The 23,233-nt window shown below is 46.0% G+C and carries 30 protein-coding genes; 14 read left to right on the forward strand and 16 right to left on the reverse strand.

Annotated features, from left to right (window positions below):
- The first annotated feature begins 12 nt into the window (after window positions 1-12).
- From IL_RS10565 to IL_RS10585, 5 genes are read left to right on the forward strand one after another with little or no spacing between them, the layout of a single operon-like run.
- The gene (locus IL_RS10565) at window positions 13-711 is read left to right on the forward strand and encodes an ABC transporter ATP-binding protein (protein WP_011235286.1); all 699 of its coding nucleotides are present in this window, start codon (window positions 13-15) and stop codon (window positions 709-711) included.
- Between the two features lie 10 nt (window positions 712-721).
- Window positions 722-2,020 carry an ABC transporter permease gene (locus tag IL_RS10570; RefSeq protein WP_011235287.1) on the forward strand — a complete coding sequence of 433 codons (1,299 nt, stop codon included), beginning with the start codon at window positions 722-724 and terminating at the stop codon, window positions 2,018-2,020.
- Window positions 2,021-2,025: 5 nt separating this feature from the next.
- Window positions 2,026-3,219 (forward strand): ABC transporter permease, encoded by a 1,194-nt coding sequence (locus IL_RS10575; RefSeq protein WP_011235288.1) that lies wholly within the window; start codon window positions 2,026-2,028, stop codon window positions 3,217-3,219.
- A gap of 2 nt (window positions 3,220-3,221) precedes the next feature.
- Complete coding sequence (locus IL_RS10580; RefSeq protein ID WP_011235289.1) at window positions 3,222-4,547, forward strand: sigma-54-dependent transcriptional regulator; 1,326 nt, start codon at window positions 3,222-3,224, stop codon at window positions 4,545-4,547.
- Window positions 4,548-4,596: 49 nt separating this feature from the next.
- A complete protein-coding gene (locus IL_RS10585) occupies window positions 4,597-5,844 on the forward strand; it encodes a sensor histidine kinase (protein WP_231378588.1) in 1,248 nt (415 codons plus the stop codon).
- Here the strand turns inward: IL_RS10585 and IL_RS10590 are convergent.
- A complete protein-coding gene (locus IL_RS10590; protein ID WP_011235291.1) occupies window positions 5,828-6,403 on the reverse strand; it encodes a hypothetical protein in 576 nt (191 codons plus the stop codon). The genes IL_RS10585 and IL_RS10590 overlap by 17 nt on opposite strands.
- A gap of 177 nt (window positions 6,404-6,580) precedes the next feature.
- Between IL_RS10590 and IL_RS10595 the strand changes: the two genes are divergently transcribed.
- The gene (locus tag IL_RS10595) at window positions 6,581-7,891 is read left to right on the forward strand and encodes a methyl-accepting chemotaxis protein (protein ID WP_011235292.1); all 1,311 of its coding nucleotides are present in this window, start codon (window positions 6,581-6,583) and stop codon (window positions 7,889-7,891) included.
- Between the two features lie 29 nt (window positions 7,892-7,920).
- Here IL_RS10595 and IL_RS10600 read toward each other — a convergent pair whose 3' ends face one another.
- From IL_RS10600 to IL_RS10655, 10 genes are all read right to left on the reverse strand, one after another.
- Window positions 7,921-8,847, reverse strand: coding sequence for a diguanylate cyclase (locus tag IL_RS10600; RefSeq protein ID WP_231378589.1), 927 nt, complete (start codon window positions 8,845-8,847; stop codon window positions 7,921-7,923).
- Between the two features lie 56 nt (window positions 8,848-8,903).
- Window positions 8,904-9,110: a ParD-like family protein gene (locus IL_RS10605; protein ID WP_011235294.1), complete on the reverse strand. Its 207-nt coding sequence runs from the start codon at window positions 9,108-9,110 to the stop codon at window positions 8,904-8,906.
- A 188-nt stretch (window positions 9,111-9,298) separates the two neighbouring features.
- Window positions 9,299-9,610 (reverse strand): cupin domain-containing protein, encoded by a 312-nt coding sequence (locus IL_RS10610; RefSeq protein WP_011235295.1) that lies wholly within the window; start codon window positions 9,608-9,610, stop codon window positions 9,299-9,301.
- Between the two features lie 80 nt (window positions 9,611-9,690).
- On the reverse strand, window positions 9,691-10,236 hold the full coding sequence (locus IL_RS10615) for a GNAT family N-acetyltransferase (protein ID WP_011235296.1): 546 nt from the start codon (window positions 10,234-10,236) through the stop codon (window positions 9,691-9,693).
- A gap of 383 nt (window positions 10,237-10,619) precedes the next feature.
- A complete protein-coding gene (locus tag IL_RS10625; protein ID WP_011235297.1) occupies window positions 10,620-10,958 on the reverse strand; it encodes a thioredoxin family protein in 339 nt (112 codons plus the stop codon).
- Window positions 10,959-11,090: 132 nt separating this feature from the next.
- On the reverse strand, window positions 11,091-11,372 hold the full coding sequence (locus tag IL_RS10630; RefSeq protein WP_011235298.1) for a type II toxin-antitoxin system Phd/YefM family antitoxin: 282 nt from the start codon (window positions 11,370-11,372) through the stop codon (window positions 11,091-11,093).
- 91 nt (window positions 11,373-11,463) lie between these two features.
- Complete coding sequence (locus IL_RS10635) at window positions 11,464-11,991, reverse strand: DUF4269 domain-containing protein (RefSeq protein ID WP_011235299.1); 528 nt, start codon at window positions 11,989-11,991, stop codon at window positions 11,464-11,466.
- On the reverse strand, window positions 11,988-12,377 hold the full coding sequence (locus IL_RS13565) for a hypothetical protein (RefSeq protein WP_016341389.1): 390 nt from the start codon (window positions 12,375-12,377) through the stop codon (window positions 11,988-11,990). Before IL_RS13565 ends, IL_RS10635 begins: the two co-directional genes overlap by 4 nt.
- A 52-nt stretch (window positions 12,378-12,429) precedes the next feature.
- A complete protein-coding gene (locus tag IL_RS10645; protein ID WP_011235300.1) occupies window positions 12,430-12,969 on the reverse strand; it encodes a ClbS/DfsB family four-helix bundle protein in 540 nt (179 codons plus the stop codon).
- A 390-nt stretch (window positions 12,970-13,359) separates the two neighbouring features.
- The gene (locus IL_RS10655) at window positions 13,360-14,391 is read right to left on the reverse strand and encodes a DUF4062 domain-containing protein (protein WP_011235301.1); all 1,032 of its coding nucleotides are present in this window, start codon (window positions 14,389-14,391) and stop codon (window positions 13,360-13,362) included.
- Between the two features lie 336 nt (window positions 14,392-14,727).
- Between IL_RS10655 and IL_RS10660 the strand changes: the two genes are divergently transcribed.
- Entirely contained in the window at window positions 14,728-15,075 is a 348-nt protein-coding gene (locus IL_RS10660; protein ID WP_011235302.1) for a VOC family protein, read from the forward strand.
- On the opposite strand, the gene IL_RS10665 is transcribed toward IL_RS10660, so the two are convergent.
- Window positions 15,041-16,621: an ATP-binding cassette domain-containing protein gene (locus IL_RS10665; protein ID WP_011235303.1), complete on the reverse strand. Its 1,581-nt coding sequence runs from the start codon at window positions 16,619-16,621 to the stop codon at window positions 15,041-15,043. The two genes, IL_RS10660 and IL_RS10665, sit on opposite strands and share 35 nt — an antisense overlap.
- Window positions 16,622-16,969: 348 nt before the next feature.
- Between IL_RS10665 and IL_RS10670 the strand changes: the two genes are divergently transcribed.
- From IL_RS10670 to IL_RS10700, 7 genes are all read left to right on the forward strand, one after another.
- Entirely contained in the window at window positions 16,970-17,608 is a 639-nt protein-coding gene (locus tag IL_RS10670) for a Crp/Fnr family transcriptional regulator (RefSeq protein WP_011235304.1), read from the forward strand.
- A gap of 93 nt (window positions 17,609-17,701) precedes the next feature.
- On the forward strand, window positions 17,702-18,328 hold the full coding sequence (locus IL_RS10675) for a nitroreductase family protein (protein WP_011235305.1): 627 nt from the start codon (window positions 17,702-17,704) through the stop codon (window positions 18,326-18,328).
- Complete coding sequence (locus IL_RS10680; protein WP_011235306.1) at window positions 18,325-18,777, forward strand: DMT family transporter; 453 nt, start codon at window positions 18,325-18,327, stop codon at window positions 18,775-18,777. The genes IL_RS10675 and IL_RS10680 overlap by 4 nt, the downstream gene beginning before the upstream one ends.
- A complete protein-coding gene (locus IL_RS10685) occupies window positions 18,774-19,517 on the forward strand; it encodes a GNAT family N-acetyltransferase (protein WP_011235307.1) in 744 nt (247 codons plus the stop codon). The genes IL_RS10680 and IL_RS10685 overlap by 4 nt, the downstream gene beginning before the upstream one ends.
- Window positions 19,518-19,564: 47 nt before the next feature.
- On the forward strand, window positions 19,565-19,780 hold the full coding sequence (locus tag IL_RS10690) for a DUF4177 domain-containing protein (protein ID WP_011235308.1): 216 nt from the start codon (window positions 19,565-19,567) through the stop codon (window positions 19,778-19,780).
- Window positions 19,781-19,788: 8 nt separating this feature from the next.
- Window positions 19,789-20,028 (forward strand): membrane protein insertion efficiency factor YidD, encoded by a 240-nt coding sequence (gene yidD / locus IL_RS10695; protein WP_011235309.1) that lies wholly within the window; start codon window positions 19,789-19,791, stop codon window positions 20,026-20,028.
- Between the two features lie 9 nt (window positions 20,029-20,037).
- Complete coding sequence (locus tag IL_RS10700; protein WP_011235310.1) at window positions 20,038-20,421, forward strand: TM2 domain-containing protein; 384 nt, start codon at window positions 20,038-20,040, stop codon at window positions 20,419-20,421.
- A 7-nt stretch (window positions 20,422-20,428) separates the two neighbouring features.
- Here IL_RS10700 and IL_RS10705 read toward each other — a convergent pair whose 3' ends face one another.
- The 4 genes from IL_RS10705 to IL_RS10720 all read right to left on the reverse strand — a co-directional run bounded on the left by IL_RS10705 (window position 20,429) and on the right by IL_RS10720 (window position 23,201).
- Complete coding sequence (locus tag IL_RS10705) at window positions 20,429-21,754, reverse strand: type II toxin-antitoxin system HipA family toxin (protein WP_011235311.1); 1,326 nt, start codon at window positions 21,752-21,754, stop codon at window positions 20,429-20,431.
- The gene (locus tag IL_RS10710; RefSeq protein WP_011235312.1) at window positions 21,751-22,071 is read right to left on the reverse strand and encodes a helix-turn-helix domain-containing protein; all 321 of its coding nucleotides are present in this window, start codon (window positions 22,069-22,071) and stop codon (window positions 21,751-21,753) included. Before IL_RS10710 ends, IL_RS10705 begins: the two co-directional genes overlap by 4 nt.
- Window positions 22,072-22,310: 239 nt before the next feature.
- Window positions 22,311-22,553 carry a hypothetical protein gene (locus IL_RS10715; RefSeq protein ID WP_011235313.1) on the reverse strand — a complete coding sequence of 81 codons (243 nt, stop codon included), beginning with the start codon at window positions 22,551-22,553 and terminating at the stop codon, window positions 22,311-22,313.
- Between the two features lie 87 nt (window positions 22,554-22,640).
- Window positions 22,641-23,201 (reverse strand): hypothetical protein, encoded by a 561-nt coding sequence (locus tag IL_RS10720; RefSeq protein WP_011235314.1) that lies wholly within the window; start codon window positions 23,199-23,201, stop codon window positions 22,641-22,643.
- Between the last annotated feature and the right edge of the window lie 32 nt (window positions 23,202-23,233).

Raw genomic sequence — 23,233 nt, forward strand, 5'->3', positions numbered from 1 at the left:
AAGGAACAACCAATGATAACGCTAACAAATTTAAGCAAGATCTTCCGCACTGAGCTCATTGAAACCCATGCGTTGCGCGAGGTGAATTTGCAGGTCAACGAGGGCGAATTTGTCGCTCTCACCGGCCCTTCCGGTTCAGGCAAGTCAACGCTGTTGAATATTCTAGGCACCCTTGAGGGCTTTGATAGCGGTGACTACTTACTTGATGGGCAATCCGTAAAAGGCTTGTCGGACTCAGCGCTGTCACAGTTACGCAACGAAAAAATTGGTTTTATCTTTCAAAGTTTTAACTTAATTAAAGACTTCAGTATCTACGACAACATCGAGCTGCCTTTACGTTATCGTGGCTTAAAAGCAGCGGAACGCAAACAGCGTATCGAACAAGCATTAGAGCTCGTCGGCCTCCACGCACGACGTGACTATCTGCCTGCTCAGTTGTCCGGTGGTCAGCAGCAGCGTGTCGCCATCGCTCGCGCAATTGCCGGTCAACCCCGCATTCTGCTTGCCGATGAGCCCACCGGTAACCTCGACTCGTTAATGGCTCGTCAGGTTATGGAACTGTTAGAAAAAATTAATCAGCAAGGCTGTACCATTTTAATGGTTACCCACGATCCGGATCAGGCTCGCCGTGCTGCCCGCAATATTCAAATTGTCGATGGCCAACTGCATGACAGCACGCTGTACGAGCCACTGGCAGCTCACAGCGCTTAAAGGAAAGACTATGGAACAGTTTATTTATTACCTTAAAGTGAGTCTACTCAGCATTAAGCGAGCACCACTACCTTACGCCTTAACCGTTTTTATTCTGAGTGTCGGCCTGGGCGTATTTTTCGCTAATGCCACTTTCTATTACCAGTTGAACTCTGACCCATTGCCGCACAAAAGCGACAAGCTGTTTTTTCCCATGACATTGATAACACCAAACGACTGCAATAACTGTCGCCCTCCCCGAGTGCTTAGTTACAGCAATGTCCAGAAACTGTCAGCAAGTGATATACCTTCCGCTCAGGCGGCTATGTATAGCAGCGATGGTTACGCCCGGTTAAGCGTTGACCAGCCACCAACCCCAGTTTCTATACGTATTACCCAACGTGACTTCTTCAAAATGTTTGAGGTGCCGCTATTACACGGTTCGATGTGGGCCGACGATGAAGCCCACAATGAAGTTTTGCTTACCCGCGCCATGGCATTAAAACTACTCGGTCGTACCGACGTGGTGGGCGAATCAATACTGCTGGATGACCGCAATGTCAGTGTCATCGGGGTTCTGGATGACTGGCAGATGTTACCGCGCCTATATGATGCGAATGGACGTAATCATTTAAGTGCTGGCGAAGACATTTTTCTCCCTCTGGAAACGGGTTACGACCTAAATTATCTGTCTAGAACCAACTCACAAACCTTTGACGATACAGACTATCGTCAATTAGCCACGGAAGGTCGAACAGGTGCCTTGCACCAGTTGCAATACTGGGTGCAACTGGATACTGAAGAACAACAGCAAGCTTACAAACAATTTATGCAAAGCCTGGCCGAAGACGAAAAAGCAGCGGGTCGCCACCCGGCTCCGATCAATAATCAGCTTGTACCCATGCGTAATATTGTCGACTACTTTGGGGACGACCCCGGCGATATCAAAGCCTTTGCTCTGGTCACTTTGCTGTTCCTGGTGGTGTGTTTGTTTAATGCCAGTCATTTAGCGCTCAACCGTTATTTGAGTAATCAATATGAATTTAGCCTGCGCCGGGCGTTGGGGGCCAGCCGTAGCCAGTTACAGTTGCAAATGCTTGCTGATGTGCTTTTGATGACATTCCTTTCCATTACCGGCGCATTAATTATTGGCTACGCAGGCGTTTCATTAATGAATACGCTACTACCCCGCAATAGCCTGTTCTCTGACTGGAACCTTACCTTAATGGCAGGGCTAATGTTGACTGCGTTTTTCTGTAGTTACCTAGTCACTCTGTACCCGTCAATTCGTGCCTCGTTTGGTTCATTGAATCAGCAGTTAAAGGAATAAACACCATGTCATTACCACTACTTTTCAAAGTATTGCTGACCCGTAAAGTGGTTACCATTTTATTGCTGTTACAGCTGGCTATTACTCTGGCACTCTTACTCAACAGTGTGCTGCTGGCACAGCAAACGCACCAACAACTGAATCAGCCAACCGGCCTCGATTTGGAAGAGACCCTGTTGGTACAAATAAAACCTACCACACCGCAACTTCGGGCGTACCCGCTATTAGAAGATCTGCTGGAACGTCAGCTCAATGCACTGCGGAATATTCCCGGTGTTGTCGCAGCAGCCTATAGCAATCAGGGCATGCTGCTCCAGGGAGGAAATAATGGCAACGTCTATAATGTCGATGACGAAGAGCGAAGCAACACCTCAAGTGTGCCAATCTACTTCGTCTCAGCCGACTATTTTAAGGTTCTGGGCGTCGATGTGTTGCAGGGTAGACTTCCACAGCAGTCCAGCCTTTTTACTAAAGAGAGTTTCCCCAGCGTGGTCCTCACTCAAAGTCTCGCTGAACATCTGTTTCCAGAGCAGTCAGCTGTGGGCCGCCAGCTTAACCGCGGTTCGGTAAGTGCGGTAATAAGTGATTTTTATGGTCAACGTAATGGTGAGAACGTAATGTATAACAGCATTCAGGTTACCCGTCCCTTCAGCGTAGACTGGGGGTACACATTGTTGCTGAGAACATCGCCCGGTCAAACCTCAGCTGTTCGCCAACAATTAACCACCGTATTACAGCAGGTCGAACCCAACATCGAAATTTTCCATATTCGGAGCCTTGCCGAGCAGCAGCAACAGCTCTATCGCAATGAATATGGCCTGGCTACTCTGCTCACTATTCTCAGTGCTTTAATGCTAGTCGTCACCATGATTTCGAGCTACAGCAGTACCCACTTTCAGGTATTAAAACGCCAGCAGGAAATTGGCATCAAGCGCGCTTTGGGTGCCAGTAAGCGGCTGATTTTTATTGAGCTATTAAGTGAAGGTTGGTTATGTACCTTAATCGGTACACTGCTTGGCATCGGTTGCGCGCTGCTTCTCAACCATGGTTTATCACAGGTTATCAGCTTGCCATCACTCAACTGGTGGCTGCCGTTGTTGACCGGCGCTATTTTGTTATTCTCTGTCACCCTGGCCATATGGTATCCTGCAACCATTGCTACCCGGGTGTCTCCCGCCACTGCTACCAAAGCTTTATAACAATGCTTAATATATTGGTTATTGATGACAGTTCATCCATTTGCCAGGCTCTGCAGACGCTGTTTTCTCTGCAGGGCTACCAAGTGTGCTGCGCAACAACGCCTGAACAGGCGTGGCAGGTGTTAGGTGAACAACCTATCGATTTGATTCTGCAGGACATGAATTTTTCCGTGGGTGAAATGCAGGGGGATCAAGGAAAAGCCTTGTTCTACCAATTGCGCCAGCAATATCCTGGCTTGCCTATTGTGTTGATGACGGCCTGGACTCAGTTGGATATGGTAGTCGAGTTGGTGAAAGCTGGAGCCACCGACTACATTGCCAAACCCTGGGACGATCAGCGTTTATTGCTCACTGTGGCCAATGCGCTCAAGTTAAAGCAGCTAAGCGAGCAACAAGCGCGTAGAGACGAAGAGCGACAGGCAGCTTTTGCCGACAAAGATCTCTGTGGGCTAGTCTTCGCCAGCAATAAGATGCAGCAATTAGTGCAAATGACATTGCAGCTCGCCCCGGCTAATGCAGCAGTGCTTATAACCGGCCCCAATGGAGCCGGTAAAGAAGGCATTGCCAACGTGTTGCACGCTAACTCGCCACGTAAAGACAAGCCGTTTGTTAAGGTCAACATGGGGGCTCTGCCTGCCGACTTAATGGAAGCTGAACTCTTTGGTGCGGAGGCCGGTGCCTATAGTGGTGCGAACAAAACTCGTATTGGACGTTTTGAAGCCGCCGATGGTGGCAGTCTATTCCTGGACGAGATTGGTAATTTGTCATTATCCGGCCAGGCCAAGCTACTGCGGGTACTGCAAACCGGTGAATATGAACGCCTAGGCTCCAGCGTCACTCGCCGCGTTGATGTCCGCCTAATTAGTGCTACCAATACCGATTTAACTACCGCTATTGCGCAGGGAGAGTTTCGTCAGGACTTATACTATCGGGTTAATGTGGTGCAACTTGCCCTCCCCGCATTAGCCGAACGCCCGGACGACATTCTGCCACTGGCACGTTACTTTCTCGGCGGCGAGAAAAACCTCTCCCACGATGCCGAGCAACTCTTGTTAAGCTACCACTGGCCGGGCAACGTGCGGGAACTGCAGAATGCCTGCCAACGGGCGCTTTTGCTAAGTAACAACAGCACTATTAACAGCGCCAACTTAGGACTTCCCGATACATCAAGTGCCGGTAAACGCGCATTGGATGATATTGACCGAAGCGCTATCGACCAGGCCTTACTGCAAGCTGGTGGCGTCATTTCACGCGCAGCTAAACAACTCGGTATAAGCCGTCAGGCACTGTATCGACGCATGGAGTTTTACGGTATTGAAACGCCTTAAATTAAGACCTTCTCAATTTAGATTAGGTACGAGTCATCGACTCATTCTGGTGTGCATATTACTAACCTTACTGGCGTTAGTCGTTCAGTTTGCTTATTGGGGCTATGCGCCGCTCATCAGCGGTGCCATTTGTGTCGCAGGGTTGTTATTCGCAGGATTGCTGCGATGGATGCTAAGGCCTTTGATGACAGAAATACAAGCTCTCAACCTGCACGCTCAGAACCTACAGGACGGCAGCTTTAATACCAGCGCCAATCAATTAAAAATACGCGAGCTTAGTAGCCTTGCCGAGAGCTTACAAAACATGTCGTCCCAGTTACGGGCTGAACGCGCGAGTTTGTACCAGCGAGAATTGTTACTGGATACGGTATTACAAAATAGTCCGCTGGCTTTACTATTAACAGATGCCAGTGACACCGTCGTTATGAGCAATCCGGCGGCACGCCAGCTATTGAGCGCAGGCAACGCAATTAATGGCAGCAAACTGACTGACGCCGCAGCACAGGTTTCAGTTCTGGCTGATGCAATAGAGAGAAAGCTACAAGGTTTACTGCGTTTACCAGACCACAGTGTGTGGCATCTATCGGTTAATCAATTTAATCTCAATCAAAACCAGCACTGGTTATATCTACTTAAACCCCTAACTCGCGAGATACAACGAGAAGAGTTGACGGCCTGGAAGAAGTTACTACGGGTAATAGGTCACGAGTTGAATAATTCGTTGGCACCTTTATCATCATTAGCCTACTCAGGTCAGCAGCGAGCCCAGCAATTACAGCAGACGGAACTGGCCGGCCTGTTTGAAACCATCAGTGCACGCGCCGCCGATATCAACCAGTTTGTGCAGGCATATATCCACTTTGCCAAACTGCCACCACCACAAATGACTACGGTTAACTGGCCCCGATTAATCAATCAATTGCAGAACTTATACGATTTCGAACTGGTTGGCGATTTGCCGAAACGCCTCTGGCAAGCAGACCCCGGCCAGCTGCATCAGGTACTGTTGAACTTGCTAAAAAATGCCCATGAAAGCGGTTCACAACCAGAGCATATCCGCCTTCAAATCATCGAACACAGCCAGCAACTGGAAATTACTTTACAAGATGGCGGTAGCGGTATGAGCGAACAGCAACTTGAACACGCGCTTATCCCCTTTTACAGCACTAAAGTCAGAGGCTCAGGTATTGGCTTAACACTGTGTCGCGATATTGTTGAAGCCCACGGAGGTAGCATTAACTTACGTAATCAACCGAGAGGGCTTGAGGTTAAGCTGTTGCTTAAACTCCCATCATAACGTCCCAAAACGAATATTGATATTTGTACTCCAGTGGAAGCGTATAAGAAACGGTTTTTTCTTTTCCATTAACAATGAGCTTAAAACTGACTTTTTCCAGGAGCTTTTCAGGCATACCTTTTTCGTAGTGCATAACAACAGACTCCCGGCAACCCACCTTACCCGCGCATTTAGATACAGTGGACTCAACCTTTGACGGTATGATGCGTTCACCCGATTCAGAATAGTGCTCCAGAACCACCGACTCGGGTATAAGCTCTACGCCGGACTCATCACTCAAGTTGAAGCTTAAAAATGACTTTCTCCGGGTCGACTCTGGCGTTCCTTGATGACTATTGTACACATCGTTCAAATGCGTAATCTCGACCAAATCGCTAAACCGACTGTCTGCGTTTACTTTATAAAGAGTGCTGTAAAACTCGTACGGGTTGTCATCATTGTCAGCATACTTATTTTTATAGGGAACAGGTGACCCATCCCGCTTTACGGCATAGTTGTAATGCCCGCAACCAGCGAGCAATAAAGAGGCCAGAGCTGTCAAAATTGTCAGTCGTTTCATAATAAGGTCTCGACACCGTGTAGCCGATTTTCAAATATTTTAAAGTACGCAGTCATCTGCGCAGTAGCAACATCTTTTACAATAAAGGCTACATACTCATGCGTTTTCTTGCCCGTAAGCTCAAGAGCTGGTTAGACCTGCCGATAAAGATGGATTATTGTTGACTGGAATATCCAGATGTTTAATCGCCGCCTCAAAAATGAACTCGAAGATCAGCGTAAAGAATTAGCAATGCTCCGCCAACTGGCTAGCCAGATGGATCGTGGCATGCTGTCCATCACACTGAACTCCGACTTCTGCATATCTGCCGTAAACCAAAGCTTTGCCGATGTTCTAGGCTACCAGCGCGAACAGCTGTTAGGGCGACCCATGTCAGAGATTGTACCAGCTTACGTCCCGAAACTAGCTTGTTTTCGAGACTTTAATCAGGCCGTTGCAAAGCTCGCACCAATAAGCGATGACTACCGCTACTTGCGCGCTGATGACTCCCTTGCCTGGCTTCGTATCAGTTGGCTTCCGATACAGAACCCGGACGGCAAACTATCCCATGTGCAGGGATATGGCCGCGATGTAACCAAAACAATTGAAGGCAAAAAAGAGAGTGAAGCATTCATTGATGCACTGATCCTCTCCACTGCGGTTATTCAGTTCAACCTTGATGGCACCGTAATTACCGCAAACGAACAGTTTCAGCAGGCCATGGGCTATCGGCTCGAACAAATTGCAGGCAAACACCACCGTATATTCTGTACACCAGAAGAGGTTCAGTCGCCCGAATACGCCGCCTTCTGGAAAAAACTAAACAACGGTGAGTACGTAGCGGACCGCTTCAAGCGAGTCGACAGCCGAGGTCAAGAAGTCTGGCTTGAAGCAACTTATAACCCGGTGTACGACGCCGAGGACAACTTATCTAAGGTTGTGAAATTTGCCAGCGTGGTCACCGACCAAGTGGAACGGGAAGCTCAGGTAAGAGAAGGTGCAAGCGTCGCCTACGACGTTTCACAACAAACTGATGTAAGCGCTCAAAAAGGCTCCGCTGTGGTTCAGAAGACGGTCGAAACCATGCAGCAGATAGCCAGACAAATGCAAGGGACGAGCGAAAGCATTGAAGCGCTGGGTAAACAGTCCCTGCAGATAAACGCCATAGTACAAACCATCGGTGGCATCGCAGAGCAGACAAACCTGCTGGCACTAAACGCCGCTATTGAGGCCGCCAGAGCCGGTGAACAAGGGCGCGGGTTTGCCGTGGTTGCCGACGAGGTTCGGAATCTGGCTGCCCGCACCAGTAAAGCCACAGAAGAGATTGTAAGAGTAGTCGAGAAAAACCAAACTCTCTCTGATGAGGTGATGCGTCAAATGTCCAGTACCCGAGAGGAGGCAGAACAAGGCCTGGAATTAGCCAACCAGTCGGGAGCCGTCATTGTCGAGATTCGGGAAGGAGCTAAGCAGGTGGTCAACGCTGTAGAACGCTTTGCCAATGAATTATAGTAATGCCTGATTAAGTCATGACAGCGATGTTAAACATCGAGCACCACACGATCTCGGCCGGCGCTCTTTGCTTCATACATCGCTTTATCAGCACAGTTTATTGACTCTTTAACGGTTTGAGATTCCCTCAGAACTGTGACCCCAAAGGATGCCGTCACCTGAATATCACCAAATTCAAAATGCTGTTCTGAGATAGCCAAGCGCAGTCGCTCCATCATCTCACCGGCTTGCTCTAGGGTTGTGCTGGGCATGCAGATAATAAACTCCTCACCGCCATATCTATAAATTCTGTCGTATGGCCGAAGGTGGGACTTTACGCATTGTACGGTTGAGGCTAGCACCGTATCACCAGCAGCATGGCCGTATGAATCGTTGATCCTCTTGAAATGATCAAAATCCAACATAGCCAGTGCATACGTTTGCTTTCCCCTAAGAACAAGAGAGTGCTGTTTTCGAAGGTCTGCAAGCAGGCCGGTTCGGGTTTGAGCTTCGGTCAGTGAGTCTCTATTTTTAAGGGTTTCAGCAAACTCATGTCGTGCCGCCCAAATTTCTCGCCGCATTCTTTCTCGACCACTTTCGAAATTGTCCCAGTCATCAACAGGAATAACTAAACCATTCGAAATCCGCTGAAATAAATGTCGCGCACCACTATGTACTTTTTTATGTGCTTCAAAAAGTGATTTAAGCTGCTGACTTTCAATAAAAAAACTTTCAGAGTGGTCTTCATACCATTTCCCGAAAGCGCATTTTAGATGTGCATCTGGCATCAAATCTGATTGCTCGGGTGATACCCGAGAAACCAATACACGCAGCAAATTTTTGTACCACTGATCATGGAGATAAATCGCATGGTCAAGTTCTGCAATACCCGCCTGCAATTGTTGGTTAGTTAAGGAATCCAAATTTATGTCTCTTCGAAGTTTAACAGTGCCAGTGATGGTCAAAAACCATTGCAAGAAGACGGCCTGACTCACGCATGACATTTAATTCGTCAGTACTTTTCAGCTTTACACTAGCCACCAACAGCCTTCCTTATGTCTACGTCGGCCAACTTCATTTGGTCGCGCATGATATCCGAAAAAGACATGTTGGGGTTCGCCTCAGCAAGCATACCTACTTTTATCCAATACTCGGCCTGAGCATTAATAGAGCGAACCATAACTGCACTCGCCTTGCGAATTTCCCCATGCAGTTCGTCATCAATTTTGACAATTCCCATAGCAGCCCCTGAATATATGATTTGTATACGAATCATATATTCAAAATGGGAGTCTTGCAATGTTAGCGCTTATTATGCCTTCTTCTTTTTGCTGAAGTGTTCCATACGAAAACAGTAGTAGTATTGTTACTCCAATATTTGGGTTTCATTAAATGTATAGCGCCCCGGCATACTTAGTAAACGCTTGGTTATACGCTGCCTTCACGTTCTACCACCAGAATTCGAGCCGAGCCTTTGGGGTGAGCAACATGCTCGGTACCAATTGAAGCAAAGAAAATGTCCCCGGCGTTTAGTGTCGCAGATTTCACTTCGTTATTTTCTTTGTACAGCATTTCTACAGTGCCATCCATTACAGCGAAAACCTCTTCGCCGTCATTTACGTGCCACTTATAAGGTTGATCTGTCCAGTGCAACCGAGTGGTAACGCCGTTCATGTTGGCAATATCTTTTGCACCCCATGCCTTATCTGCTGTGAATTGCTTACTTCTAATGACTTCCAATTTATTATCCTCCTTACTGCTACTTTTAAAAACGCATCGGCGAAGTGGAGACGAAAATAAACGTCACCGTACAGGCTAAATTATAAGGAGTGTTGCTCCCACTGCTCTCTGTTTATCTTATACAAAACGTGCTCACAAAGCGGGTGAGAAGGTTCTAAGTCTGGGTGCTTAAAATTACAGGCATAGGACATTCCAATTTTTTTCATGACGGCTTGAGAACGTATGTTTTGCGCTGTTGTAAAAGAGACCACCTCTTCTAAACCCAAGTGAGTAAAAGCATAGTGCAGTGACGCTTTAGCAGCTTCAGTCGCATAACCCTTTCCCCAATATGGTTTCGCCAGGCGCCAGCCAACTTCAACACATGGTGAGAACGGCATATTTTCTTTGGGGGTGTGCAGCCCGACAAATCCGATAAATTGACTCTGTTCAGGAAGCTCTACAGCCCAGAAGCCCCAACCTCGATCAGCAATGAGAGACTGAATTCGTCTCGCTCCACTAAAACTTTCTTCCGCTGTCAGAAGCTTCGGAAAAAACTCCATCACGTCCTTATCGCTACACATCTGCGAAAAGAGCAGGAGATCTTCGTCATCCCATTGCCGAAGTATCAGTCTTTCCGTTCTAATCATAATTCATGTCATTTGATGCCATGTTTGCTAAATGCTTATCTCTTTTACTATTGCCCACAAGGAAAAGACTATGCTGACAATAAAGCCCAGGGCCACGAGCCCTAATAAGGTGTAGAACCCGAATCGAAAGGCGTTCAAAATGCATTCGTAAACTACGGACAGCGGTGGCTTTGCTTTTAATAGAAGGCTTCCTGTCCGAGAATTCGCGCTAAAATAGGCTGTGTAAATTGAATACAATACACCCACCGCCATCCCAACATAAGTGACTGAGAAATATGCTTCAAGAAAATGTATCCAGCCCACTTTTTATCCTATATACATGTAATGCTCTTTAAACAGCGGCTCAGTTTACAGCGTCCGATGCCTTCACTTGTTAGCAGATTCTAATCGACTTCCGAAATGAATTCGCGAACCTCGTCAGAACGTAATGGCCTCACTAGACGAGCCACTTCATTGCCATTGTGCAAGAGTATCAGAGTCGGCCAAAGCTTTACCTTGAACGCGCGCCCCAGCGGTTTGCCTTTGCCGTCGTATATTTTAATATGACGTAGCCCTGCACGTTCAGTTATTGCTTCTTTTATCGCGGGATTTGCCGCCTGACAATGTCCACACCAGGGCGCGCCAAACTCAAGTACAACGTTACCGGATAACTCGCCAGTTTGTTCAAAGGTAAACGCTTCTTCCGCGTAATCGGAGTTAGAGCCAATATCATCGGTTTTCATCCCACTTACTCCTCACCAAGCTCGGACATCCGCAATAGCTGACTACTGCGACGCACAGTCAGAATATCAACCTGATCTTTGATGCTGTAAATAACCCGATACGATCCAGCGCAAGCGGGGATCAGATAATCTTCATTGAGCAAGCCTACTCAAAACCCGAGCCTTCGCATCTTCATGCGAAATACCGTTCCCGGAAGCAATCTGTTCTTCCGCCTTGTACACCTCTTCTAGTATTTCCAGACGTTGTTGCATCTTCTCATATTCGTGAACATCCACCAGTACTGCAACGCCTCGACCTCTTTGTGTCAGCACTATAGGACGACGGGTTTCATGGAGCTGCTTTACGAATGTGGCTACCCCTGCACGAAATTCAGACAGAGGGCGGATATCTTCATCTACTCTAACCCTTGACATGGAAATCACCTCAGTACTTTTTAATGTACATCAAAGAGTACAATAGGGCTTGGAAGCAAGCAAGGTATCTGTAGGAAAAACCAGCGCTCTGCTAAAGAGATGCCTGAGCGAAATTAAGCAACTTCGTAAGCTCCTTTTCGGACCAGTTCTCCAGTTCAAGAACGGCAGCGTAGGGGTCTCCAGAAATTCCCATAACCCGACAAATAGCAGGTTCTGTTTTGAGACCGCTTTCTTTAAGCTGCCGTATTCTGTCGATAAACTCATTGTCCCCGATTTTTACAAGGCGTTTCATCACCTGATAATGGCGATATGCAGTCTGCAACTCCACTGGCGTTTCTGACGCATAGACTTCAATTAAAAATTGGTTACAGTGAAAACGACCTAAAGCGTGATCTTTGCGTGGGCGCATGCTGTATGCTTCATAGCCGGAATATGCCGACTCAAATGCCTCGATAAACGCTTCCTGCTCCTGGTACGTACAAACGATATCGATGTCGCTTTCCTTCGTATCCAGAGAAACAAATATCGTACTAACAACTTCCGGCGAATATGCGTCGAGTTTGATCAGAACTCCCGATTCTTCTATCGCTTTGTTGGCGCGAGCTATTTTGCTATTCATTCCAGTCTATTGTTATATTTTTTTGATTTAAATACATAGAACCTAAATATTAGAGCCTGAAGCGTAGCTGCCACACCGAAAACGATACCCGTCTCTAAGCCACCAAATGTTGCTATAGCGAATACTATCAATGCGCCGGGCAACAAATAGTATAGGTATTTTGGCTTTGACCACTTACATATTGCCCAATGAAACGGGAGACCAATAGTAAGCCAACCCACAACAGATAAAGCAAGGTAAACTGAAGCAACCCACCCAAATAATGCCAGGAAATCTTGTATTGGATACATAAAAACTGGAATACCAATTTCATAAAAAGAGTAGCCCACTCCGAGAAGTAGAACCCACCCAATACTGCGGAATATTGCCCCATCCCAATTACCCATTAACGCTGACTCCTGGTGAAATATAACGCCCACAGCATGGTTATGTGAGACTTCACAGTAACCCTTTATTTTTCTTAAACCGCCTAACCTTACTACGCATGTTTTTCATTGGTGATGATGTATTGAACTGAATCATGCGGCCCAACGTCCATTTATCGTACCAAGTAGTTTCGTAGAGATCATAGTTACTTAAGCTTGAAATCAGTGAAAGCAGTTCATTAACTGTCGATTCAAGCTCCTTTAGCAGGGCTTCATATTTCCAATCAGCATATTGTTCATGGAAATGCTCTGCAAGCAAACCCAACTGATTCCATTTAAAACCTGATTCTGGAAATTCAACTGGCAGCCCTTGAGCCTTCAACCTATGCCATTTCAATACCAACTTACCCCAACCAATAAGGTAAGCAACCGTGTCACAGACGCTTACTTGCGTGCCTTTTATGTTTCCCTCAACATTACGTTCTCGTGTCAATTCGACAGGTATTGTCCGATAATCTGCCATAAGCTTGTCAAATATTGAGTTGATAGCAAGTTCCAACTCTTCTTTTGATTGTGGAATGGATGAGACCGGCTTGTTATGTATTTTTCTCACAACCAGAACCTTGCACAAAAAATTTGAACGCGAAAAATAGCGGCAGCAAAATAGCTGACCAAATAGTTGATAAAAACAAGATAGCCATGAGGATGGATATACCGCCTCCCTCCAGCTCGAAATTAATGGCGTATGCTGTTATCACAGATAAAACCACGCATAAAAAAGTCATTTTAATAGGTGGAAAGTAATACTTCTCAGGAAGCCATTTAGCTGATAGTGACCAAACCAGCAAACATGGCCCAGCCGAAAGACATGCCAGTAAAGCTACTGCGCCTATGAATATGATTATTTCCAACTACAGAATTCTCCCGGATACATAACGCCCGCATTTGCGGTTGGTTTGAAGCGAAGCGGAAAACCAATCCGACAACATGCGCTTGTTAACTTCTAAAAATCCTCTTCAGATTTGTCCTCTAACGTATCTATACCTTCCTCTAGTTGAATTCTCCGAGCTCGCTTCAATATTGAATTTCCTAGTTTAGTAAGACTCCAATATTCTTCTTTATCATTTACTGAATGCTTTTTCTTAGAGGGTTGCACCAAATCTAAAGCGACCAAATCAGCTATCATTCCTTTTATCTTGTTATCTCCTATGGGCCAAGTACGAAACCAATTATTACCAACGTGCTCAAACGCAATTTCTTTAGCAATGGTTTTGCTGGAACTTTCATTGACTAAAGTTGGGGCGATCATTAAGAATATTTCGAGTAACGTGTTTCTTACTTTCTCAGCATCATCCCAGCGTCCTTTATCAGATTTTCTTCTTACCTTGAATTTTCTGGTATTGTCATCAAGGATGTGAACCAATCTCTTTTCTTCGTCTGGTTGCTCAATAGTTTTAAACCCTTCAATTTTTTTTCTAAGTGTCGAATTCTCAGCACTCAATCTAACCAATTCTTGAGTTGCTTCAGTTGTCGGGGCGTCGGTTGCTCTCACCCAGCCAATTCTTGGATTTAGGTTCATAGTTTTCATTAAAGAAATGGAAACTTTCCCATGAAGGTCATCTTTAGATTCCCAAAAATGAACCAATTTAGATTTCACCTTAGATTTAAAGGCTTCAAGTTTTTTAAGTTTTTTATCTGACTTGTCAATTCTACTTGATGGCCAGGAGGCATCATCGGATATAACAAACCCTAGTGTAGGCACTCCTAAAGAGGAAGCATAATCATATTCTTTTTCAGTATAGCTAATGCCATCTTCAGTCTCAGAACCGTATCTGTGCCCAACAATTATTACGTAATAATCTGTTTGTTCTATTTGTCTAGCGATAAGCTTCCATTGTTCTTCATCTCCAGCACTAAACATTTCCATTCCAACAGGAATATGCCCCATTTCGAGTACCGCTTTAATGACCTGCTCTCGTTCTTCTTTCAAATCATCGTAAGTTGAGCTAATAAATACTTGATATTTTTTATTCATTGTTCCCTCAGTTCGAACAGGAAGTTAACCTTTGTATATTGTGCATGCGCACTTTGTAACTCACTCAATTTCTAATTCTCAGTCTTTAAGCTACTGATACAGAAAATATTTTCATCAAGTAACCAACTAAAAAACGAAAGCAATTTAAGCATGCTCATTTCTACTCTAACGGGTGCACAATACCCAACGTTGAATTTCAATTATGTATCTGACATTAAACGAGTTAATTAGCCGATACAACAATAAATGAGCAATAATACTGATAAAAATGAGCGTTAGGTTAAACTAGAACTAAAGGTAAAATCGTTTCTCAAAAAGCCCTATGCGAGGCACACCATGAACTCAACTAAGATTAATTACATTGAACTTCCGGCGCGGAGCCTTGAAGCAACCAAGCGCTTCTTTCAACAAGCTTTTGGCTGGGAGTTTGTAGACTATGGTCCAGAATACGCGGCTATTCAAAATGCCGGAATTGACGGCGGCTTTTACCAATCAGACTTAGTTGCTCAAACGTCGAGCGGCAGTGCGCTGGTGGTGTTATACAGCAAAAACCTTGAGCAAAGCCTGAAAAGCGTTGAGGACGCAGGGGGTAAAATCATTAAGCCTATATTTGATTTTCCCGGTGGCCGGCGTTTTCAATTTACTTGCCCTAGCGGCAACGAGTATGCGGTATGGTCAGAGTAGTCAGTCCACACCTTTTTACAAAGCTCTCATCATGGCTCACCAGAATAAGTGCGCCATCGTAATTGAGCAGAGCGTCGGAAAGCATGTCTTTGGAATCGATATCAAGATGGTTGTCGGGCTCATCAAGCAGTAATAGCGGCTGTTGCGGCTGGTTACTCGCAATCAGCATCGCTAGCTTCATTTTCTCTCCCCCACTTAATCGGTTTACCAGTTGGTGAACTTTATCTTTCCTAAGGCCTATACCCGCCAATAGCGTTCTGGCCTTAGTTTCATTCATTCCCCGACATAAATTCAGTATATTATCGAGTACCGAAAAGTGAGCTTGCAGCACATTAAAGTGCTGGTCTAAATAAAACACGGCAGTGTTAATACGAACCTCACCGGCTTTAAGTGCCAGGTCGCCGCGAAGCACTTGCAGTAGCGTAGACTTACCACTGCCATTGGGTCCGACTAAATGCAGTTTGCTATTTCCCTTTACGGTTAAGTTAATGGACTTCATTGAACCATAAGGAAGTTCCGCATTAGTTAACGAAACCAGAGTCTGGTTACCCTTAGCTTCAGAACTTAATTTTAACTTTTGTGCTTTTAACTGCTCCTGCCTTGACTCAAGTTGCCGCGACTTTTGTTGTAATTGTTGCTGCCGATGCGCTTCATTCTTCGCTCGTCCCGAGGCTGAAGCGGAAGCACGGTTACTCATGGCATCCATTAAGATCTTTGCCTGACTTCCTTCTTTACGCAGCTTTTTGCCCGCCGCCGCTCGCTGCTCAGCTCGTTCTTTGTTCTTTTGCGTCTGCTTATCCAAATGCTTCTGCTGTTGCTTTACACTGCTTAATTGGCGTGCCACCGCATCTGACTCTTTGCGCTTTTCTTCTGTGTAAAAATCGTAGTTCCCTCCGTACTGCGTCAAACCTAAACTACTCAGCTCCCATATTTGCTCAACCTCCCGCAGCAATAAGCGGTCATGGCTAATAAGCAAAATATGACCTGAAAAGCTCTTAATCTGCTCTATAAGCCATTGTTTGCCATTGCTGTCCAAATGGTTAGAGGGTTCGTCCAGCACAAGTAAACCAGCGCCGCTGTTAAACAGTTTCCACAACTGAAGTCTCGAAAGCTGACCTCCGCTTAACTGTTTACACTCCAGGTTTATAGAGTCAGGCAACTGTAATTGCTGCAAAAGGTAGGATAGTTCGGCCCTCAAATCCCAGCGGTCACCAACAAACTCAAACCATTTAGGGTCGCAGTCACCCTGCTCTATTTGTTCAATAGCATAAAGCGTGTCTTTCACGTCCAGAAAGTCTGCTACGGTTTGCTGCAACATATGTTCTTGGTTGATTTGCTGATACATGGCTACAGAAGTATTTAATTGCACACTTCCACCCGTAGGTTCTAATTGTTTTGTAAGCAATGAAGCTAAAACAGACTTACCCACGCCATTGCGCCCGACAAGTCCAACACGCTTTTGCGTCATTGACACAGAAAGGTTTCTGAACAGCGTTTCGCCATTTTCAAATTGATAATGCAGATTAATTGCTTGTAAAACTGGCATGTATTGCCTCCCGAAAGCAGGGGCATTAAACGCAGTGAACCCGATAAACGGCTGGTGTTTTTACAAAACTGATATGAGACTTGAACAAGCCAATAGCACTACGCCTACTAACCCTGCGGATCCAAATTAAAGAAATGAAGATGGATGACAGGTATTAGTTGTTCATTTTGGCGTAGACTCCTTCGGGGGTAATGAGATTAATTTAGAGTAATTGAAAATGAACCAACTTTCCACTATTCGGCTCTCGAATGAAGTTGCCCCGGCTACTTCTATCTTTACACCTAAAGCGGCAAAAGTTACTTTAAACTTAAGTTGCCAAAAGGCCGCTAAACCAAAAGACTAAAAAGCATGACCATCCAGAACACCATAGTCGGCAATATAACTTCAGCCATACCAAACGATGCCCTCAAGCACCTGCGTGCCCGCATGGACAGCTATCATGTCATTACGGAAAGCTGTTGGCAGAAATTTCAGAGCCTTCTGAGTTATCGCGAATACGCTCGTGGTGACTTAATTTATTCTGTCGGTGAGCATCCCGACAGCTTTAGTTTTATCCATAAAGGCTTGGCGCGGGTGTTTCATTTGGATGAAAACGGTCAGGAGTACAATAAGCGGTTCTTTAGTGAGGGCGAGTTTCCCGCCTGCATGAGCTCGCTATTAACGACTACGCCTTCGGCATTAAGTGTTGAGTGCTTAGAAAACTCGGCTGTGCTGAAAATTGACTTTCGTGGTTATCGGCAGTTGCTGGAGCAAAGCCCTGACTTAATGCGTTATCACATCCTCTATTTAGAAAAAAACTGGCTGCTGGAAAAAGACGAGCGCGACAATGCCTTTGGTCAAACAACAGCTGGCCAGCGTTACCAAACTTTTGTAGAACAACTTCCACATCTTGTTAGCCGGGTGCCTCAATACCACATTGCCTCTCACCTGGGTATAACGCCGGTGCAACTGTCACGATTACGCAAGCAGTTACAAAACCCTAAGTAATTTTCCACTTATTAAACTATGTTAATGCGGCCCTGCCCGGGCATCTGAATAATAGAGCTCACTTGCAGCAATAGAAGCTAACAGGAGCTCTAAATGTACTTGGAAAAATTACAACAATGGCGTTATGCCACCGCCGACTTCTCTGGTGCCCACATCACTGACGACGTTTTGGATAAACTCTTAAACACCACCCGTTTAACGGCCTCGTCTTATGGTTTACAACCCTACTGCACACTAGTTATTCGCAACAAAGGCCTACGTGAGCAGCTAGTTAATCACTCTTTTGGGCAACAGAAAGTCGCGGACAGCTCAGCGCTGGTCATATTTGCCGCAAAAACAGGGGCGGTTGCAGACATTGTCGACCCTTATATTTCGGAATTAAGCCAACAGCGCCAGCTCACCAACGAAGAGGCGGAGAATACCCGAAACTATTTCACACAAAAGCTACAGGCCATGTCGGCCGCAACGCGTAAAGAGTGGGCAGTGCGTCAGGCCTATATTGGCTTGGGTACGTTTTTGCTGGCCGCCGCTGAACTCGAGGTCGACAGCTGTCCAATGGAAGGCATTGAGCATGACGCCTATGACAATATTCTCTCGCTGAAAGATCTCGGCCTTAGCACCGTATTCGCCTGCCCTGTAGGCTATCGAAGCGAGGCAGATACAACCCAGTTTCAGAAAAAAGTCCGTCAGCCACTATCACGGTTTAAGGTTGTTTTATGACCCAGACAATACTTGTGATATTGGCTATTGCAGCGGGCATGTCAATATCCATTCAGGCCAGTATTAACGCCATGATGGGGCAACTAGCACACAATACGTTCTTGTCGCTGACAATAGCCTTTACTATTAGCGCGCTGTTCTCCGCACTGGCTCTGTGGGGCTTTAGCGAGCGCACCAGCATTACGTTTTTTAGCCTACCCTGGTACTTCTGGTTAGTTGCCGCCATTTTTACCTGCTTTGGTGTCGGCACCATGTACTTTCTCATACCGAAACTGGGCGTGGGACAAGTCATGGCTTACGCCCTCGCAGGCCAGCTCATTGGTGCCATGATCATCAATCATTTTGGCTTTTTAGGGAATACCGCAATTGCGCTTAACAGCTATCGCTTAATTGGCGCTTGTTTTCTTATCGCCGGGGTATTTTTAATTAATATGGGGGCACGGCAATGACAACCGAGCAACAGCAAAACCTTTATAACTTACACCAGCTTTGGCGCATGCAGCCTTATCAGGAATTTACAACCAACCCTGGCGCTAAAATTTACAAGCTAGAGCAATGGCCGCGCAGAATATGGTGCGAACCGGGCAGTTACTCAGAAGCGGAAAAGGAGCAGTTGGTGGCAGAGCTAAGTGCAAAAGCCTCTGACTCTCATATCTTATCCATGCCCGAAATGCTGTTACCAAAAGCCGGAACGGGGTTACTCCTGCTACCGTCGGAGTTAACACCCAGTTTTAGTCAGCAAATGATGGTGAAAACTCTGAGTGCGTCGGCACTTTCAGACCCCGCGCCCAGGCTAACGTTAGAGCCAATAGAACATAACCATGCTCAACAATGGGCGAATACCACCGGCGCATGTTTTGGTTACGAGGTTGAGTCGTCGTCTGTTCAAAACCTGTTACTTGGCGGCGCCTGCTTGTACTTTATAAAATATCAGGGGCAAGTAGCCGGTACCGCCATGACCTTCATCCAGGAACAACAAATGGGTATTCATCAGGTGGGTGTACTGGACAGCTATCGAGGCAAAGGGTTGGCCAGAGACGCCATGCTGTTACTTGAGCAATACGCACTGGACGCTGGCATCAATACCCTTCAACTGCAGGCATCGGCTATGGGAGAGCCTCTTTATCAATCCCTGGGCTATTGCTCATTAGGTGCCATTCATAATTTCATAAAAATTGACGCTATATAACTTTTTACGTAAATTACGTAAATCTCAAATAAAACAAGGAAGAAAGCATGTCTAAGTTTACGGAATACAAAGTCATTCATATAGCTGAAGGCGGCTGTGGTACTTTACTGTTAGGCTCAAGTGGTCTGCCGTTAAAGAAAATTGAATCTACTTTGAACCAGGAAGCTGCCGACGGTTGGCAAATGGTGTTTCAGGTACTGGAACAAAAACGCTTTTGGCTGTTCTGGACACGTGAAGCGGCCATTGTCACTCTGGGTCGATAAAACCCGCCATGGTAAAGCGGCTCATTTTAGCCTCAATTCGTTGGTATCAGCGTCGTGGCGGTTCGCGCCACTTCTTTAATACCGAATGCAATTTTGAGCCGTCCTGTTCGCAGTATACTTATCAGGCCATTAGCCAATACGGCAGCTGGCGCGGTATAAAGCTTGGTGTCGCGCGCATGAAGCGTTGTAACGACCCTGACTGCGTCAACAAAAAGCACGACCCGGTTCCTGAAAAGGTCCTTAAATGAGGTACTCTTATGTCTTCTGAACAGTTACGTGATGAAGAAGAAGCTCTGCGCAAGCAAATACGCGAGCTAACGCCTGAGCAGCGAAAAGAATATTTCCGCCTTGAAGGTGAGCAGATAAAAGACCCCGATACCTACGCGGTACTGAACTGGTTCATTATGGCGGGCCTACATCATTTTTATTTAGGCAACACGCAGCGCGGTCTTATCAACCTTTGCGTCATGCTGCTCGGGCTGGTTCTATTGCCCTTTTTCCCTATTGTCGGAATTATCGTTCTGCTCGGTATTGTTATTGTGGAGCTGCCACAGCTGTTTAAGTCACAACAAATTGTCCATGCTTACAACAATAACGTTATGCGCGAGCTCATTCATAAAGTGAAATCAGATAACGCCTAAACGCCTCTCAGGCAAAGTCTTTCAGCCTGAGATGCCCCTCTATTGAATCGGTAAGCGCTTTTGGCACCTCATGTTCAGTGGCTAACTCCCGCCACTGAGACACCGCGTTAACCACATCATCAATAATGGCATCAATTTCTTTGCGCTCTACCTTGGGTAACTGAACGTCTGCCAGCGCGTAAAAGTCGGCGCGAGTATGGCCACTGCGCTTGCCATTCAACGACATCCAGTGCTGCTCTACCCAGGGGTTTCCGGGTTTGTAGCTAAAGGCAACGTCGTAAGCCGGGCTCAACCGCCACTCCTTGTCTTCCAGCATAAAACCAAAGTTCTTGGAGTGATCATCGTGGTTGGTTGCTACGTGGTTAAACACCATACGGCGAAATAAGTCTACAGCGTCCGCCCGTGGCAACCGCAGCTGGCGGGCAACCTGAAACAGCTCTTCATAAGAAAACGCGCCAATGTCGTGATAGTTCACGTGCTTAATAGCGGTAAGCGTTTGAATGTGCTTTTTCTCATTGCCTATTCTGTCAAAGCGCTTGGTCACAAAATGGCGGCGGTTGCCTTCATCCAGCAAATGGCATGGCATCATATGAATGCCCGCTTTTGTGGCCATTAAGTAATACACATACTCCATAGCACCGTAACCGAGCGGGTCGCCAAAGGTTTGCTGAGATGGGTCGCGCTCTTTTACTCCGTCAAACTTCAGCAAGTAATGCTCAAAGCCCTCGGGCACAAGCCCCTGCCCTGAACGCACCTGGCTGAAGTCCTTATTAAACGCCAGTACCGCTTTTGGTCTTGCGCCACCGGCGCTGGTCCCAACCGCTAATAACGCCTGCATCATTTCTTTGTCTGCCGCGTCGTCAAAGTGCGTGCGCTGACGAAAGCCCTTTCGCGCATCGAGCACTTCCTGCGCTAATCTCATTAAGCTCTCAAGCTCAATGTCTTTGTTTTTGGCGTTGGTTTGATTCTTACGCGCGGGGTGATACTCAAGAGCGCCCATGCCCCGCTCGCCGGTATACTGAAGTCGTTCAAGCGGGCTCAGGGGTTCGGTACGATCGGGCTGTTGCGCAACCCATTGGTTCAGTACCGCATTACCAAAGTCGTCAGGCAAAGAGTCTGCCAACATACCCGGCAGACCTCTGAAGGTATCCCAATTTAACCCCGGAAAAGAGTAAATTCGTCCCTTCTCGGCAGGCATAGTTAAAGGCGCCAACGGAATGTTTTTTTCGACAAATTCAGATAAGTACTCGAACCGCGCAGCCGTGTCGCCTTTGTTATAACTTAAGGCACCGACAGGCTCGCCTTTGTAGCGAACTTCAATGGTATTAATCACCAGTCCAGCTCCTCATTGTCAGCAGGTTTCACACGCGTTTTACCGCTCGCCCGCTTCTTCTGCTTGGTGCTGCTTTTGAGTAGTTGCACAGGAGAAACGCCCTCGTCCGGGAACGCAGCCAGTAAATTGTCGATATGACCCAAAGCCTGAAGAATTGCGACATACGTCGGTAAGGTGCTTTTACCACCCTCCGCGGATTTAACGGCATTCAGTGAGACATTAGCTAAGGTAGCCAAGTCCTCCTGAGTTAAATCCTGGTTCAGCCGATACTGCCTGACTCGCTGACCAATGATTGATGAAACACGATCAGAATCCATATAACGAACCTTAAATAGGTTTTAAACTGATAATTAGAGTATAGCAGACTATTTAAGGAACGTAATTATTTTTATACAAAAGGCTTTAAATGGACTATAAATTAGTTAATTCATTTTATAAGCCTTTTAAAGGGCTATAAAAAACACTTGAAAGAGGGTTGTTAATAGCACTTGGTTTCGGTATGAATCGATAGTCCTATTTGACTGGCCTTGTTAGAGATATCGAGCTTTCCACAAAGCTACTCTTCGCTGCCCTTCATATACTCTTGATATCTACGACTAGCCTCTTCTTCGCTTATGTCTGGAGTTATTTGTAGAAACTTTTTAGCATATTTTTCAAATGCTTGAGCTTTGACTTTGGCAACCTCAGACTGAAGCTTAACTTCAACTTTCGCAAGAAGTTTCTGAAGTCGAGCAATTTCTCTTTTTTGTTCTACCACTACTTGTTTGTAATATCTAACATCGTATTTGTTTTCTTCCAATGCTGAATCTCCTTTTTGCAGTGGTTGGAGGCTATAGGACTGGCATCTATAACGCCTAGCGCATCAGCACGACAAGTACAAGTGCCATTACTTGGCTGCAGATTTAAGTGCCTTGAAGAATGCATCTTGTTCCGGCGCACCCTGGTCGTTATACAGAGCTTTATTCATAAGATTTGACCATGTATGAATGACATACCCACCATAGTTTTTTTCTTCAACCAAATCCCTAAGTGAATTTGCACCAAGCATCTTTTTAGCTAATTCAGTCGCAGCAGATTTCGTAATATGAATTTGTTCCCGATACTTTGTCACGTAAATCTTACTTTTGAATTTGACAGGAACACCAACTACGACAATTTCCTCATACGAGGTATGTAAAAACGTTTTATAGACACCATACAGAATGTCCCGGCGGGTACTGGCTCGGATCACATCTGGTAAATCACCAGGAAATATCTGAGTCGAAAGCTGGATTGTCGGTAGGGTGCCTAAATCGAGAACCTTGAAGGTACCATTTTCTTGACTGTAATCACTTTTGTCACTAATCATCGCACGTATCGAGTCGTACTGTTTGAGTTCAGCAGAATTAGCTGGCGAAACTGCGAACGCGACAAAAAACACCGTAATGATCAAGTTTGTAAATTTCATATTAAACCCCTCCTGTCCACCGACAGTTCTTG

Source organism: Idiomarina loihiensis L2TR (assembly GCF_000008465.1).
Taxonomy (GTDB): Bacteria; Pseudomonadota; Gammaproteobacteria; order Enterobacterales; family Alteromonadaceae; genus Idiomarina; species Idiomarina loihiensis.

Excerpts from the sequence above, each read along its gene's own strand:
- IL_RS10565 (WP_011235286.1), top strand. The coding sequence starts at position 13 with ATGATAACGCTAACAAATTTAAGCAAGATCTTCCGCACTGAGCTCATT.
- IL_RS10570 (WP_011235287.1), top strand. The coding sequence starts at position 722 with ATGGAACAGTTTATTTATTACCTTAAAGTGAGTCTACTCAGCATTAAG.
- IL_RS10575 (WP_011235288.1), top strand. The coding sequence starts at position 2,026 with ATGTCATTACCACTACTTTTCAAAGTATTGCTGACCCGTAAAGTGGTT.
- IL_RS10580 (WP_011235289.1), top strand. The coding sequence starts at position 3,222 with ATGCTTAATATATTGGTTATTGATGACAGTTCATCCATTTGCCAGGCT.
- IL_RS10590 (WP_011235291.1), bottom strand. The coding sequence starts at position 6,403 with ATGAAACGACTGACAATTTTGACAGCTCTGGCCTCTTTATTGCTCGCT.
- IL_RS10595 (WP_011235292.1), top strand. The coding sequence starts at position 6,581 with ATGTTTAATCGCCGCCTCAAAAATGAACTCGAAGATCAGCGTAAAGAA.
- IL_RS10605 (WP_011235294.1), bottom strand. The coding sequence starts at position 9,110 with ATGGGAATTGTCAAAATTGATGACGAACTGCATGGGGAAATTCGCAAG.
- IL_RS10615 (WP_011235296.1), bottom strand. The coding sequence starts at position 10,236 with ATGATTAGAACGGAAAGACTGATACTTCGGCAATGGGATGACGAAGAT.
- IL_RS10625 (WP_011235297.1), bottom strand. The coding sequence starts at position 10,958 with ATGAAAACCGATGATATTGGCTCTAACTCCGATTACGCGGAAGAAGCG.
- IL_RS10630 (WP_011235298.1), bottom strand. The coding sequence starts at position 11,372 with ATGTCAAGGGTTAGAGTAGATGAAGATATCCGCCCTCTGTCTGAATTT.
- IL_RS10635 (WP_011235299.1), bottom strand. The coding sequence starts at position 11,991 with ATGAATAGCAAAATAGCTCGCGCCAACAAAGCGATAGAAGAATCGGGA.
- IL_RS13565 (WP_016341389.1), bottom strand. The coding sequence starts at position 12,377 with ATGGGTAATTGGGATGGGGCAATATTCCGCAGTATTGGGTGGGTTCTA.
- IL_RS10655 (WP_011235301.1), bottom strand. The coding sequence starts at position 14,391 with ATGAATAAAAAATATCAAGTATTTATTAGCTCAACTTACGATGATTTG.
- IL_RS10660 (WP_011235302.1), top strand. The coding sequence starts at position 14,728 with ATGAACTCAACTAAGATTAATTACATTGAACTTCCGGCGCGGAGCCTT.
- IL_RS10665 (WP_011235303.1), bottom strand. The coding sequence starts at position 16,621 with ATGCCAGTTTTACAAGCAATTAATCTGCATTATCAATTTGAAAATGGC.
- IL_RS10670 (WP_011235304.1), top strand. The coding sequence starts at position 16,970 with ATGACCATCCAGAACACCATAGTCGGCAATATAACTTCAGCCATACCA.
- IL_RS10675 (WP_011235305.1), top strand. The coding sequence starts at position 17,702 with ATGTACTTGGAAAAATTACAACAATGGCGTTATGCCACCGCCGACTTC.
- IL_RS10680 (WP_011235306.1), top strand. The coding sequence starts at position 18,325 with ATGACCCAGACAATACTTGTGATATTGGCTATTGCAGCGGGCATGTCA.
- IL_RS10685 (WP_011235307.1), top strand. The coding sequence starts at position 18,774 with ATGACAACCGAGCAACAGCAAAACCTTTATAACTTACACCAGCTTTGG.
- IL_RS10690 (WP_011235308.1), top strand. The coding sequence starts at position 19,565 with ATGTCTAAGTTTACGGAATACAAAGTCATTCATATAGCTGAAGGCGGC.
- yidD (WP_011235309.1), top strand. The coding sequence starts at position 19,789 with ATGGTAAAGCGGCTCATTTTAGCCTCAATTCGTTGGTATCAGCGTCGT.
- IL_RS10700 (WP_011235310.1), top strand. The coding sequence starts at position 20,038 with ATGTCTTCTGAACAGTTACGTGATGAAGAAGAAGCTCTGCGCAAGCAA.
- IL_RS10710 (WP_011235312.1), bottom strand. The coding sequence starts at position 22,071 with ATGGATTCTGATCGTGTTTCATCAATCATTGGTCAGCGAGTCAGGCAG.
- IL_RS10720 (WP_011235314.1), bottom strand. The coding sequence starts at position 23,201 with ATGAAATTTACAAACTTGATCATTACGGTGTTTTTTGTCGCGTTCGCA.